The following is a 13,956-nucleotide window of genomic DNA, read 5'->3' as shown; positions in this document are numbered from 1 at the left end:
CCGCGGCGGCTACTCGTCGTGGTAGCTGAGCACGGCATGGCCGGCCTGCAGCAGCACGGTATCGCGCCGGAAAAGCGTCAGGTCGCTCTGCACCATGTCGCTTACCAGGCCGGCCAGGTCATACTTCGGCACCCAGCCCAGTTCGGTGCGGGCCCGCGTAGGGTCGCCGATGAGCAGCTCTACCTCGGTGGGGCGGAAGTAGGCCGCGTCTACGGCCACCACTTCCTGGCCGGGGCGCAGCTGGAAATCGGGGTTGTGGCAGGCTACCACGTAGCCCACTTCGGCCACGCCCTCGCCCGCAAAGTCTACTTCTACGCCCAGCTCGGCGAAAGCCAGCCGCACAAACTCGCGCACCCGGGTGGTCACGCCGGTGGCAATCACATAGTCGCGGGGCTCGTCCTGCTGCAGCATGCGCCACATGGCCTCCACGTAGTCCTTGGCGTGGCCCCAGTCGCGCCGGGCATCCAGGTTGCCGAGGTAGAGGCGGTCCTGCAGGCCCAAGGCAATGCGCACCACGGCCCGCGTAATCTTGCGCGTAACAAAGGTTTCGCCCCGGCGCGGGCTTTCGTGGTTGAACAGGATGCCGTTGCAGGCATACAGGCCGTAGGCCTCGCGGTAGTTCACCGTAATCCAGTAGGCGTAGAGCTTGGCCACGGCGTAGGGCGAGCGCGGGTAGAAGGGCGTGCTCTCGCGCTGCGGCACCTCCTGCACCAGCCCATACAGCTCAGACGTGCTGGCCTGATAAAGCCGGGTTTTTTTGCCCAGGCCCAGAATGCGGATGGCCTCCAGCAGGCGCAGCGTGCCCAGCCCGTCTACGTCGGCTGCGTACTCGGGCGTGTCGAACGAAACCTTGACGTGCGACATGGCCCCGAGGTTGTAAATCTCGTCGGGCTGCACTTCCTGCACGATTCTAATCAGGTTCGTGGCATCGGACAGGTCGCCGTAGTGTAGCTTGAAGCGCACGTCCTTCTCGTGCAGGTCCTGGTACAAGTGGTCGATGCGGTCAGTATTGAACATCGACGAGCGGCGCTTGATGCCGTGCACTTCGTACCCTTTGGCCAGCAGCAGCTCGGCCAGATAGGCCCCGTCCTGGCCCGTAATTCCAGTAATTAATGCACATTTCATAAGCAGCGATGAAAATGAGGGGAGAAATGACCGTCAGGTACCTCGGATAGCCTAGGTGATAGCAAGATAGTAAATTATATCAAGATTCGTATATTAATAATGTTTTTAAATATGTTATCGACAAAAAAAACCTGTTATACTACCGGGCATACTTCCGGGTAAGGCGGGCGGGCGGCCCGAAACCAAAAAAGCCTGGCCGCAGGGGCCAGGCTTTTGAGCAGGTGCGCGTTGCGCAATAATCAGGCGTGCAGACTAGAGCGTGAGGACAATTACCTTCGGGCAAAACCAAGTTAGCTTATGCGTCGTCACGAAATAACGGACCGGCAGTGGACGGTGGTTGCACCCCTGCTTTCGGGGAAGGCGACCGACTGCGGGGTTACGGCCAAAGATAATCGGCTGTTTTTCAACGCCGTCGTGTGGCTGATGCGCACCGGGGTCCCGTGGGCCGACCTGCCCGAGCGCTTCGGCAAGCCGAATTCGGTCTGCCGTCGCTTCCGCCGATTGGCGCAAAAGGGCGTGTGGGAGGCCTTGTTTGAGGCCCTAAAAGCCCCGGAGTTGGAGTGGGTCATGCTCGATTCCACCATTTTACGGGCCCATCAGCACTCGGCGGGCCAAAAAAAAGCGCCCCCGCCGCTGAATGCCTGGGTCGTAGCCGGGGCGGAATGAGCACCAAAATCCACGCCTGCACCGACGCGCTGGGCAATGCCGTGCGCCTGCTGGCCACCGAAGGACAGGCGGGGGATTGCCCCCAGACCTTGCCCTTGCTCAACGGCTTGCGGCCGGGAAAAGTCTTGGCTGACACGGCCTATGACAGCGACGAAAACCGCGCTTATTGTGCGGAGCACGGCATCGAGGCCGTGATTCCCAGCCACCCCGGACGGGTGAAGCCGGCGGAAATGGACGAAGAAATCTACCGGGACCGCAACAAAATCGAACGCTTTTTTGGCCGTCTCAAACAGTATCGGCGCTTGGCCACCCGCTACGAAAAAACCGTCGTTTCTTTCTTGGCCTTCTGGCACGTGGCCGCCGCACTCGATTGGTTGCGCTGATTGTCCTCACACCCTAGGGCAGCGGGGTGGCTTGTTTCCAGAGCTCGATGCCCGAGATGTTGGCCATGCCGCCAGTGGTGCCGATGTTCACGGTGCCGTCGGTCACGTTGGCCGTGAAGGGGCCGAGGCGGTCCCAGTGGCCGGCCGAACCGGAGTTGTAGTTGCTCAGCACGGTCTTGCCTTCGAGGGAGATGCTGAAGTTTTCCGCGTTGTTGTCCTCCCACACATAGAGGAACACGCTGTAGGTGCCGCTCGATACGCCGCCCAGGGCCAGGCCCGTGTCGCTGCCGTACATCGAGGCGCGAATCATGCTGGCGCGGGTAGCGTCGGTGGAAGGCGTCAGGGTCACGTTCTGGTTGGCAAACGTGGTGAGGCCGGTGGCTTTGAAGTTAGAAGCGCTGGCGCTGGCGGCCCAGCTCTTGCCATCGAGGGTGATGGCCTTGCCCCCCAGGTTCACGGCACGCACAAAGGTGGGCGGCGTGGAGGTGGGCGGCGTGGTAGTAGGCGGCGTAGTCGTAGTAGCAGCCGTCACGGTTACCGACGAAACGGCCGTGGAGGTAGCGGCCCCGGCGTTGTTGGTGGCGCGGGCCGTGAGGCTGAGCGTGCCGGCTGCAGCGGGCGTGAAGCTAAAGGCGTAGGGCGCCGTCAGGCTTTCGCCGAGCTTGGTGGCGCCGCTGAAGAACTCCACTTTGGCGATGGTGCCGTTGGTGGCGGCGGCCGAGGCCGTCAGGTTCAGGGCCGTGCCCACGGTGCCGGTGCTCGGCGCGCTCAGGCTAACGGTGGGGGCGCTGGGCGCGGGGGGCGTAGTCGGCGTAGTGGGCGTGGTAGGTGCGGTAGTGCCCGCGTTCTGCTTCCAGATTTCGATGCCCGAGAGGTTGTTGTTGTTGCTGCTCACGGTGCCGATGTTGATGATACCGTCGGTGATGTTGGCCGTGAAGGGGCCGAGGCGGTCCCAGTGGCCGCCGTTGCCGCTGCTGTAGTTCGACTGCACGGTCTGGCCTTCTAGGGTAATGTTGAGGGTCACCGGGTTGTTATCCTCCCACATGTAGAGGTACACGCTGTAGGTACCGCTGGCCACGCCGCCCACAGCCGCGTTAATGTTGGGGTCGTACACCGAAGCGCGAATCATGGCCGCACGGGCGGCATCGGTGGCCGGGTTCAGGGCCACGCCCTGGTTGGCGAAGGGCGAGCCGTTGATTTGGAAGTTGCCGGCGCTGTTGCCGTCCTCAAAGCTCAGGCCGTCGACGGTGGTGGCCGTGCCGCCTACGTTAATGGCGCGTACGAAGGTGGCGTTGGTCGGCGTAGTGCCGGTAGGCGGCGTGGTAGTAGGCGGCGTAGTCGTAGTAGCGGCCGTCACGGTTACCGACGAAACGGCCGTGGAGGTAGCGGCTCCGGCGTTGTTGGTGGCGCGGGCCGTGAGGCTGAGCGTGCCGGCTGCAGCGGGCGTGAAGCCAAAGGTATAGGGAGCGGTCAGGTCTTCGCCGAGCTTGGTGGCCCCGCTGAAGAACTCGACTTTGGTGATGGTGCCGTTGGCGGCCGCGGCCGAGGCCGTCAGGTTCAGGGCCGTGCCCACGGTGCCGGTGCTCGGCGCGCTCAGGCTAACGGTGGGGGCGCTGGGCGCGGGGGGCGTGGTCGGCGTGGTGGGCGTAGTAGTGCCGCCACCGCTGGTGCCGCCAGCGCCCAGCGTGATGCCGTTCTGCTGCAGCTTTTGCTGCCACAGCGTCCATTCGGCCTGCTCATCGGCCAGCGTCAGCGGGCGGTCTGGGAAGTGCGTGGTGGGGGTGCAGGTGGGGCAGGCGCCGGGGCTGGTATCCTGGCGGTTGGTGTAGGGCGTGTTGCCGCCCTTGAAGTAGAAACCAATGGTGTTATTCAGCATGTCGTTGTTGTAGAACACCGAGCTAGGCTTGTTGTAGGCATTCCAGAGACCGGCGGCAGCGTAGTTGGCCTGTAGGCGCGTGCCGTCGGGCAGCAAGCCGCTGGTAACGATGCGATTCTCGTAGAAGTGGTTGTCGTGGCCAGCGGCGATGTTGATAGCGGCGCAGGTGCTCACAAACTGGTTGTGGTAAGCATCCACGAAAGCCGATACCGTAGAGGCCGTGTTGCCGGAAGGAACGTCGCCGTCCGTAATCAGACCCGAACCGAGGTAGTCGGGGCTGGTGGCCGGGTAAGGGTAAGCGCCCTGAACGTAGTTGTCGTGCACCAGCACGTGGCTGTTGGCGGTGCCACCCGAGTTAAAGAAGTTGATGTTGTCTTCCACCCACGACTCGTTGGGCTCGTTGATAACTTCGTTCCAAGCAATTTCAGCCCCTACCAGGCCGAGCACGCCGTTCATGCCGAGGTAATTCGACCAGTCTTCTTTGCCATTCAGCATGCGGCCATCAATGTCGAGGCACTTGTTGTAGCGCACCGTAAGGGTTTGCTGTGCAGTGCCGTTGCCACCCCATAAGTATACGTCGATGCCGGTGGTGTGCTCGAAGTAGTTATGCTCGATGGTGAGGGAACGGGCCGAAACTGCCTCCACAAAGCGCCCGTGGCGGACGTTGCTGGCCGTTTGGGGCAGGGCGTAAGCCCGGCAGTTGCGCACGGTGAGAGTGGCCCCGCCATTCGACGCATCAATAAGGTCGCCCACCCCGGCAATGATGCAGTTGTCCAGAACAACCGGTTGGGTCGTTTTAATCGAAACGGCTGGCGTCGCATCGTTGCTACGGTAGTTGCCGGTGTAGGTGCCGCCCGTCGTAATAACCAAGGGGCCGGAATACGTTACGTTAGGAGCTTGTGCCTGTACCGGGTGGAAGCTCGACGCCATTATTATAAAAAAGGAGAAGGCGAAAGAAAGGAATTTGGCTTGCTGATTGGGCGCAGCCAAAGTTGCAGAGGTGATACTTGGTCTTTTTTGCATTCTGAAAAACGTAAAACGAAAAAAATTGGACAGTAATGGCCCCTTCAACCAGTCCAAAAATCAATTTGTTCCAAGTGGTATAATCAGTTTCGTCATATCTGTTAAAATGCAATTATGAAATGCTGCATCTTAGCCATACCTCTTTTTAGTGTTTTCCCAACCTTGGAAACAATGCCCATTGCTGAGGGCTAAACACACCGAAATAAATACGAATGTGTCTGTAATGACTCCAAATTAAGATAATTAGGCCTGTTCTTGTTTTAGGTTTTCACTGTTGCCAGCACAGTTTGAAGGCCCGTTAATTGGACAAGTTTCTTTGGCTTCTGGACTAAAATAAACGATAATTGCTAAAGAATTATAACGCAATTTTTTTTATGACTAAGTAAAGTGCTAATTCAATAAATTTGCGTTAACGAAAATATATAATATTGACTTTTATTATAAAAAAAGTTTATTTTCGTATAAAAATTGTATTAAAATTATATTCAATAGTTGTATTTTGGATATTTGATTATCATAAATTTGCTCCTGCTACCCCCAAAGGCCTATTTTCCGCGATGTCCTGATGCCGGTTTAACCTGCCACTTGGTGTCCTGGACCTGTACTGATGTAACGCAGTTGTCGGTAGCGCGAACTTTGTGGTTAGGGCTACTGCCTTGCTTTGACGACCTACGAGCCAATGCCGTGCTCGGCGGCGGGTTGTGCCGGGCCCACTCGGGCATAGCCTTGGTCTGCGTAAGCCAGGGTGATACCGTTGGCTCGGTGGGCTGCAACGTGCGCGAGCCGAAGCCAACGGCACTAGGCTCGGCAGAAGCACAGGAAGAACGGCAGGGGCCCAAAGCAGAGTGGTGCGACGAATTGCCCACCGGGCTTCGTCGCACCACTAATTGGTATTGCACACGGCAGCGGCAAAGAGGCGTTTAGCGGTACGACGACTGAAAAGCCGTGGTACTACCCCTTTTTAGGCCAGCGGAAACAGCAGGCAGCTACCGACCAAAAACACCGTCGAATTGGAGCAACCGCCCGGTGTCGTGGTTACTGTGCCCGGGAATAAGCGTGAGCAGCGTGCCAAAGCCCAGTGAGCGCAAGTAGGCCATCATTTCCTGGTACAGCATTTCACCGTTGTAGAGCTCCACGAGCGACATTTCCAGTTCGATAAGGGAAACGTAGGGCAGAAAGGATGAGGCGCCCGCCAGCACGTACTTTTCAAAGCCTTGGACGTCGATTTTGAGCATAATGCGCCGGTCGCTGTACCGGTCACCGTGTTCCTGCCAGAAGTCGTTGAGGGTTCGCACCTCTATTTCCTCCTTCCCCACGTAAGCTGAATCGGGGGCAGAGGCCAGGTGAGCTTCGAGCATGGGCAGTAGCGAGCTGCTGTGCGAGTTTTGCGATAGGTTGATGGTTGTAGTGCCGGCCACTTCGCCAAACGCGTGGTGGTAGGTATGCCACAGGGGGTCGGTGGCGGCGGCGGCTTTTAGCTGTTGGTAGGCGGCGCGCTGCGGCTCAAACGACAAAATTTCGGCCTGATAGCCGTAGGTGCGCAGTTCGTGACCAAACTGACCCACGTTGGCCCCAATGTCGAACGCCAAGTTGATGCCGGATTGCCGGATTAGCTGCCCGCGCTGGCCCAAAAGCGTGTCTTCAAGGGGCTGGTAGCGCACAATGTCGACTCCGCATGAGCGGGTCATTGCCCGGGCGGTGCGGGCGAGGGTTTTCATAACGGGCTCCATAAGGCAGGGCAAAAAAGGTGAGTGGAGAGGATGCTAAAGATAGGGATTTAATTGGTGTAATACATATATTAAATATAATATTTAACAAATAATTTCAACCTTAATCTATTGGACTGCTACGCCCATGGCTCTGGCAGCAGCCCGGTCAGACGCGGTAGATGCCGGCCCCACCCGAATAGCGGCATGCCGCAGTTTTTGCTGCCACAGCCGCCATTCCAACTGCTCGGTGGCCAGCGAAACGGGGCTTGGAAGGTGGCGGGTGGCAGTGCAGGGCGTGCAGGCGTCGGGGCTGGTATCCTGCCGGTTGGCAGGGGACGAGTTGCTGTCCCAGTGTACAAAGCCAATGGTGTTGTCGCGAAAGCTATTGTTGAAAAATGCCGAAGTAGACTGATGGTAGGCATTCCAGAGGCCAATGCCGGCATAATTGGCTTGCAGGCGGTCACCATTGGGCAGCAGCCCGCTGGTGACAATGCGGTTATCGAAAAAAGTGTTGTCGTGGCCGGCGGCAATGTTGAGGGCCGCGCAGGTGCTCACCAGCTGGTTGCGGTAGCCATGCACAAACGCGGTGGTGGTGAGGGCACTGTGCAGTTTCTTGTCGCTATCGAGGGTGATGCCGGAGCCAGCATAGTCGCGGCTGGTGGCGGGGAAGGGATAGGCTCCCTGAATGTAATTGTCGTGTATGCGGAGAGGACTTCGGCGGGTGCCGCTCGAGTTGAAAATGTTGATGACGTCGGCCGCCAGCGACTTATCCGGCTCGTTAATAACCTCATTCCACGATATTTCTGCGTTGACGAGGCCAAATACCCCATTCAAGCCCAGGAAATTGGCGAACTCCTCGCCGCCGCCCCGCAGGCGGCCGTCGACGTTGCGGCACTGGTTGTAGCGCACCGTCAGGGTTTGGGCGGGTGAGCCGTCGCCGCCCCACTGATGCACGTTGATGCCGGTGGTTTGCTCGAAGTAGTTGTGCTCGATGGTGAGCGAACGGGCCGAGCTGGCCTCCAGAAAGCGCCCGCGCCGGGCCTGGTCGATGGTAGGCGGCAGGCCGTAGCCGCGGCAATCGCGCACCGTAAGCTGGGCTCCGCTGGCATTGGCCCGAATCAAATCGCCGGGTCCTATTAATATACAGCCGCGCAGGGTAACGGGCTGTTGCGTTTCGACGCTGATGCAGGGTACGTTCGAATCGGAGCTACGGTAAGTGCCCGTGTAGCTGCCGCCCCGCCGAATCACGAGCGGGGCCGTGGGGTTGGGGGCCGGGGCAAAGGTGTGTGCCACCCCCAGCCCCATCACGCTCAGGGCCGCCACGACGGCGAGCCCGCGCCATACGGCCGCCCGGTGGGACGGCCGAAGCTGCCGGCCAGAACTGGACCGGGGCGGGCGGGCACGATGGGAGCTGGACGCGGGCATGGCATGGGATGGCTTACTGGAGAAGCTGTTTAAAAGCAATGTTTGACCCTGAGGATGAGTGTGGCGCTCAGCAGGAAAGTCTGATTTCCTCGAATTGAGGGTAAGGGCTAAGCGAAAAGAAGACTGCGGCCGGCTAGGAAAAGCTTGGTTCCCAGCGCTTGATGTTGGCTTGGTCTTCAAACACCATAAAATCGTCGAGTGAGCTGATGGGCTGGTCGGGGCGGTGTAGATGGAAAAGTGGTACGCGCCCGTAGAAAGAGGCCCACATGGAGTAGGTGCTAATGGGCCCGATAATGTAGTCGCAGCCAGCCATGGCGTACAAGTCCTCGACCGGGTGGTCGGACGAGCGGCCGGTATCAAAATCGGCAAAGTCGGTATCGGCAATGGGCTCGTTGGAGAAGAGCAGGAACCGCACCCGCGTGCTGGCCGGAAACAAGGCTTGCATCTGGCGCATGGCGCGGGCATACGTCGGGTTTTCGTAGAGGAAGGCCCCGCCGTACCAGCCCGCGTAGTCGCCCCGCCGAATGTGGATGCCCACCAGCACATCGGTGCCGGCGCGGTTGGTGCGCAGTACCTGTTCCACGACTTGGCGATGCACGGCAATAGGCCGGAAAACCCGGCGCAGGAAGTCGCCGTGTTGAGCAAAATGGATTTTGTCGCGGTACTGCCAGGTGTGCATCAGCAGGTTTTCGGAGCGGGCGGCGTCCAGGTAGGCGGGGTCGTTGAGGTCAACTTCATCGGAGCCGTGGTCGAGGAGCAGGCGCACTCCCAGCAGGCGCTGCAGGCTGGGCAGGCGCCTGAGACACTTCCAGCCCCAGCCCCCGCGGATGCGTACCGTGCGGTAGAGGGCATCGAACACGGCTCCACCGGGCTGCAGGCGCACCGGCAGTCCTTCAAAATCCTGGTTGGCCGTGCCCTCAAAATACGGCACGTAGCGGCTGAACGAGGGAATGGCCAGTTCGTAATTGTGTTCAACTACGTTGGCCAGAAAGTGCGACGTGAGCAACAGGTGGTTTCCAAAGCCGTCGAAGTCTTGCGTGAGAATAACCATGGAAAAAAGGCGTTGACCCGGCGCTGGGCCGGAGTGCATAAGAAATGAAGCGGAATAGCAAAGGCAGGCCGCGCCAGTGCGCAGTCCTGGCTTAGTGTAAGAAATACCCCCCCAGCCGCCGCACGTAGCCGTTCAGCAGAAAATAGGGCAGGAAAGGCATGGGACAGTTTTTGAGCGAAAAATGCGTGAAGTTGCGCAGGTTGCCTCCGCCACGGATGCCAAAAAGGTGCTGCAGGTAGCCACGCAGGCTGCGTTTGTTCCGGGTCTGCGTTTGGCCGCTTTCATCGGGGTAGGTGCTTAGACGGGCGTCGTAGTTGCAGAACACCGGGAAGCCATGGCGACGGGCCACGCTGGTGTAATCAAAATCGGCCAGGTAGTGGGGCAGGCGCTTTTCGTCAAACAAGCCAATGGCTTCGATAACGGCCAGCGGAATGAGCAGGCCCCGGCCGGGTAGGTAGGTGACGGGGTGCAGCCCGTGGCGCTCGGTGGGGGGCAGCTCGGCCAGCAGGTCGTGGCGGGTGTTGGTGCTCCAGTCCAGCTGCTCGCCACCGTAAACGGGCTCACCCGTGGCCGCGTCAAGCTCCAGGGCGCCTAGTACGGCGGTGGGGTACTGGGCCGCGCAGGCCAGCATCTGCTCAATGAAATCGGGCAGGGCCAGCACGTCGTTGTTCATCGTCATCACGCTGGTGGCACCCAGGGCCAGGGCCCGCCGCATACCGGCGTTCACACCCGCCGTCCAGAACAGGCTGCCGTTGCCGGTCACCACCTCGACTTCTGGAAATTCGGTTGCCAGCGCCTGCGCGGTGCCGTCGGTTGAGCCATCGTCGACCACGATGATGCGGAAATCGCGGCAGGACTGCTGCCGCAACGAATTCAAACAACCCCGGGTGTAGGGCAGGCGATTGAAAACGGGGATTATGATGTAGAGCATAACAGAATGTGCAGAAAATGGAAGCCGGTACTAGTGCCGAAGCAGTTTGGCAGGGGGCAGGCCGGACGCGGGTGGGAAGCTCGGTCCCGGTCAGGCCTGGTGGGCGCGGGGCGGGCCCAGGCGCCGCCGGCCGGCCAAGTGGCGCAGGCGGGCCAGGGGCTGGGCGCGAGCCAGTCGCGGCGCAGGTGCGGCCAGCTCGTCGGCGGGTATGAGGCCTCGCTTGCGGAGCAAGTTCAGCAGACGGTCGAGGCGCTGGGGCCAGGTTTGGCACAGGGCAAACTCGTAGCCGGCCCGGCCCATAGCCAGTCGGGCGGCGGGGTAGTCGTACATATACTCCACGGCGCGGGCCATAGCGGCGATGGCCACGGCCGGCGACTCCAACGAAACCTTGATGGCTGCCGCCGCGGGCAGAAAAGTGCGGGCGCCCTGGTGGTTGAGTGTGACGATGGGCAGGCCCGTGGCCAGGGCCTCCATGAATTGCGAGGCGAAGGAATCGCGCAGCGAGCCGAACAGAAACACGTCGCTGCGCAGCATAGCGGCGTGCACTTCAGCCCACGGCACACTGCCGCGCCAGGTTACGCGGCCCTTCAGGCCGTACTGGTCAATCCAACCAGGCACGAGGTCACGCATCGGCCCGTCGCCGAGTACGGTGAGATGGAAAGGAACCCGCGTCGCCACCTGTGCCAGAGCATCGAATACCAGCGGCAGAGCCTTGTTGGGGTACAGCCGGCCCACCCACAGCAATTGCAGGACCGGTTGCGCCGGGCGCTCCGGAAACTCGGCTGCCCGAAAGCATTCGGACAAGCCGGTGTCGAGGAATAACTCAACATTGCGGGCCCCCAGCCGGCGGGCCAGGTCGGCCGACTCATCGTTCGACGCCAGCACCAGCACGGCGCGGCGCAGGTTTTGGTGCAGGTTGAAGTCGAGGGTGGTGAGCACCCACGAGAAGGCCGAGCGCAGGGTTTCGGTCTGGAACCAGTCGGGCAAGTACTGGCGGAAGGCAATGGGCGCTTTTTGAGCCCCGCCCACCGGGCCGTACACCAGCGGCTTGCCCAGCCGCCACAGCCAGGAACCCATTTTCAGACTACTATAAGTGGCGTGGTGCACCAGGTCGAAATCGACCGTCTGGTCGAGCTGTCGGGCCAGGCGCCAGGCCGTGTACTGCCACACGAAGTAGTGCAGGTACACGCCAAACTGCCAGCGGTACAAGAACTGCACCCAACCGGGCACGGTGGGATATAAGAACTGCAGGCGCTGTGCCGCGCCCTCGTGGGCATTTTGGGCCAAAAAGCCGGCAATGCCGGACTGGCCGTAGGGCGTGGTGAGGCACCAAACGCGGTGGCCGCGCTGCGCCATTTCCCAGGCCCAGTGGAAGCCGTTGCCGCACTCGCCGCCCTGGGCGGGGTTGCAGGCATATGCGGAGACGAGAACTTTCATGATACTAGTGCAGAAACAGGCTGAGGGTAAGAAGCCGGAATGGTGGGTGGGCCATCGGCCAGCCCGGTCGGGGCCGAACACAGGCGGGCCAGCAGGCGCCGAACTGCGGCCCCAGCCCGGCCAGCCAGGTGCTCGCGAAAGTGGCGGGCATCGCGGCGGGTGTCGCGCAGTACCACGGGCGGGTGGCGCAGTGGGAAGGCTAGCTCGTGCGCTTGCGGGTGGGCGTGCTGGTCGTGGGGGGCAAAGGTGTGGGTGGCATTGTCGCCGAATCCGATGTTGGTGACCAGGTTCACGGCCGGAACGATGGCGAGGCCGCCGTTGGCGGCCACCGCGAAGTGCCACTGGTAGTCCCAGATGTGGGGCGGCTGCGGCCCGGTGCGCACCGCGTCAAACTTGCGCAGCCAATACTGCCGCTCCAGCCAGTGCGGGTACACATCGGGCAGAGCGCCGCGCCGGCGCAGGGTGGGCAGCAGCGCCAGGTGAAAGTCGAAGTGCTGCCAGGCCCGCCGCCAGGTGGCCCAGCCCCAGCTGTGCACCCGCCCCGAGAAGTAATAAGAATCGGCTCCGGAGGCCACCGGCAGCCGGGCTTCGTGGGCAAGGTTGTTGCCGCTGAGGTGCATCACGCGGCTGTCGTGGCGGTAGCGTTGCAGCAGCTCGGCGCAAAACCGGAAAAAACTGGCCGTGGGCAGGCAGTCGTCTTCCAGAATAATGCCCTCGGACTCGGCGCGGAAAAACCAGCCGATGGCCGTGGCCGGCCCTTGCCCGCAGCCCAGGTTCTCGTCGCGAAACAGGGTGCGTACCTCGCAGGGCCAGTCCACGCCCGCCAGCACTAGCGCGCGGGTTTCGGCGCACAGTGCGGCATCGGTGGGGCGGGTGGGGCGGGGGCCATCGGCGGCCACGTAAAGGCGAGCGGGCTGTGCCTGCCGAATGGCTTCGAACACTTGGCGGGTAGCCTGCGGGCGGTTGAATAAGATGAGCAGGACCGGCGCAGAGGGCTCAGCGGGGAGTAGCGGTAGCGGTGTGAGCATAACGGTGGGCCAGATTAGGTACTACCAGGGACGCAACAGTGGGCAGGGGAGTGGGCGCAGCCAAGCGCCGTGGCTGCCAGACTGGAGCCGCTGCCGCCAGCGCCAATCCCCACAGCCCAAAAAAGTAAAAGGACCAGTCGTAGGAAAAACCGAACACCAGCAGGCTGAGCACAAACACCATAATGGCCGCCGTCGGGGGTGGCAGGGGCAGCGGCTGCCGCAGTCGCCGCACCAGCAGTCCTACCGGCACCACCACCGTAAAGAGCAGGCCCAGCACCCCAAAGTAGAAGATGCGGTCGACGTAGAAGCTGTGAAAGTGGTGGCCCGTGCGGTAAGACCACACTGGCTCGTCGCCGCCGCCGTTGGCTGCCTCGGTGAAGAACTGCACCGGCAGTTCGAACCCTTGCAGCCGCATGCCAGCCAGCGGGTATTCGAGCATGTAGGGCTCGTAGGCCTGAAACTGCCGCAAACGCCAGTTGCCGGTGCCCCGCTTGCTGGGGTGCATAATGTCCTGAATGCTGCTACTTAGCTTTTTGCTGATTTTGGGGTCGCTGATGACTACCAGGCCGCCCGAAATCAAAACAATGAGCGGAATGAATAGCATGGGCAGCAGCCGCTGGGTGCTGAACCGCGCCCTCGCCACCCGCCCGAAAGCCACCAGCCCCACGTTCAGCAGCAGCGCCACCGATGTTGAAACCCACACCGAGCGGTGCTGCAAGAAGACGATGAACAGCAGGCCGCCGAGAAACACCAGCAGGCGCAGTAACCCGCCGTGGGCCAGGTATTGGTTGAAGTAGTACAGCGTGGGCAGCAGCAGCAGAATGGCCGACTGGGCCACAAATCCCCGCTCATTTTCCAAAAATGCCGATATGCTCAGCGCCTCGGGGTGAAAGACAAGCAGGCTCACCGAAAGGCCGCCCATGAGCAGCCCCATGAGCAGGCCTACGGGTGGCAGGCCAAACCGGCGGTGAAATCCATATATCGCAAACAAGTACAAGAGGGCCAGAAACTTAGAAAATACGTGCGGATACACCATCCAGGAGTTCCAGCCGGCGTACGACTCCAGCGCCAGGCCCAGCAGCACGGCCACCAATCCCAGCAGCCACCGCTGCATTACCCGTTCCATGTAGCGGTAAAACAGCACGCTGGCTGCCAGCGATGCTCCGAGCAGTGTCAGCCCAAACATGGTAATCTTGGGTGAGTCCTGGCCCCGGAACAGGAAGTCCGATAACCCCTCGGCCGTCAGCAGGATGCACACCATTGGCAACAGATACAGAAAGCGCAGGCTGATTTTCATGACTT

Annotated in this window: 9 protein-coding genes and 1 pseudogene; 1 reads left to right on the top strand and 9 read right to left on the bottom strand. The window is 61.1% G+C overall.

Annotation, left to right across the window (positions count from 1 at the left end; all coding sequences use genetic code 11):
* Positions 1-9: 9 nt before the first annotated feature.
* Positions 10-1,125 carry a GDP-mannose 4,6-dehydratase gene (gmd, locus tag HBN54_RS06025; RefSeq protein WP_168672234.1) on the bottom strand — a complete coding sequence of 372 codons (1,116 nt, stop codon included), beginning with the start codon at positions 1,123-1,125 and terminating at the stop codon, positions 10-12.
* Between the two features lie 324 nt (positions 1,126-1,449).
* Here gmd and HBN54_RS06020 point away from each other — a divergent pair.
* Positions 1,450-2,174, top strand: a pseudogene (locus HBN54_RS06020) (IS5 family transposase); the annotation flags it as partial.
* A gap of 13 nt (positions 2,175-2,187) precedes the next feature.
* On the opposite strand, the gene HBN54_RS06015 reads toward HBN54_RS06020, so the two are convergent.
* The 8 genes from HBN54_RS06015 to HBN54_RS05980 form a co-directional block, all read right to left on the bottom strand.
* A complete protein-coding gene (locus HBN54_RS06015; protein WP_168672233.1) occupies positions 2,188-4,980 on the bottom strand; it encodes an Ig-like domain-containing protein in 2,793 nt (930 codons plus the stop codon).
* 1,079 nt (positions 4,981-6,059) lie between these two features.
* Complete coding sequence (locus HBN54_RS06010; RefSeq protein WP_168672232.1) at positions 6,060-6,791, bottom strand: FkbM family methyltransferase; 732 nt, start codon at positions 6,789-6,791, stop codon at positions 6,060-6,062.
* Between the two features lie 117 nt (positions 6,792-6,908).
* Positions 6,909-8,105 carry a glycosyl hydrolase gene (locus HBN54_RS06005; protein WP_168672231.1) on the bottom strand — a complete coding sequence of 399 codons (1,197 nt, stop codon included), beginning with the start codon at positions 8,103-8,105 and terminating at the stop codon, positions 6,909-6,911.
* Between the two features lie 235 nt (positions 8,106-8,340).
* Complete coding sequence (locus tag HBN54_RS06000) at positions 8,341-9,258, bottom strand: alpha-1,2-fucosyltransferase (protein ID WP_168672230.1); 918 nt, start codon at positions 9,256-9,258, stop codon at positions 8,341-8,343.
* A 91-nt stretch (positions 9,259-9,349) separates the two neighbouring features.
* Positions 9,350-10,189 (bottom strand): glycosyltransferase family 2 protein, encoded by an 840-nt coding sequence (locus HBN54_RS05995; RefSeq protein WP_168672229.1) that lies wholly within the window; start codon positions 10,187-10,189, stop codon positions 9,350-9,352.
* A gap of 90 nt (positions 10,190-10,279) precedes the next feature.
* Complete coding sequence (locus HBN54_RS05990; RefSeq protein ID WP_168672228.1) at positions 10,280-11,626, bottom strand: glycosyltransferase family 4 protein; 1,347 nt, start codon at positions 11,624-11,626, stop codon at positions 10,280-10,282.
* A complete protein-coding gene (locus tag HBN54_RS05985; protein ID WP_210427952.1) occupies positions 11,623-12,654 on the bottom strand; it encodes a nucleotide-diphospho-sugar transferase in 1,032 nt (343 codons plus the stop codon). The genes HBN54_RS05990 and HBN54_RS05985 overlap by 4 nt, the downstream gene beginning before the upstream one ends.
* Positions 12,623-13,951, bottom strand: coding sequence for an O-antigen ligase family protein (locus tag HBN54_RS05980; RefSeq protein ID WP_168672227.1), 1,329 nt, complete (start codon positions 13,949-13,951; stop codon positions 12,623-12,625). The genes HBN54_RS05985 and HBN54_RS05980 overlap by 32 nt, the downstream gene beginning before the upstream one ends.
* Positions 13,952-13,956 lie beyond the last annotated feature (5 nt).

Origin of the sequence: Hymenobacter artigasi, from assembly GCF_012275535.1 — a bacterium.
GTDB lineage: Bacteria > Bacteroidota > Bacteroidia > Cytophagales > Hymenobacteraceae > Hymenobacter > Hymenobacter artigasi.
The sequence above is the reverse complement of the archived record's forward strand: the minus strand, read 5'-3'. Positions and strand labels throughout refer to the sequence as shown.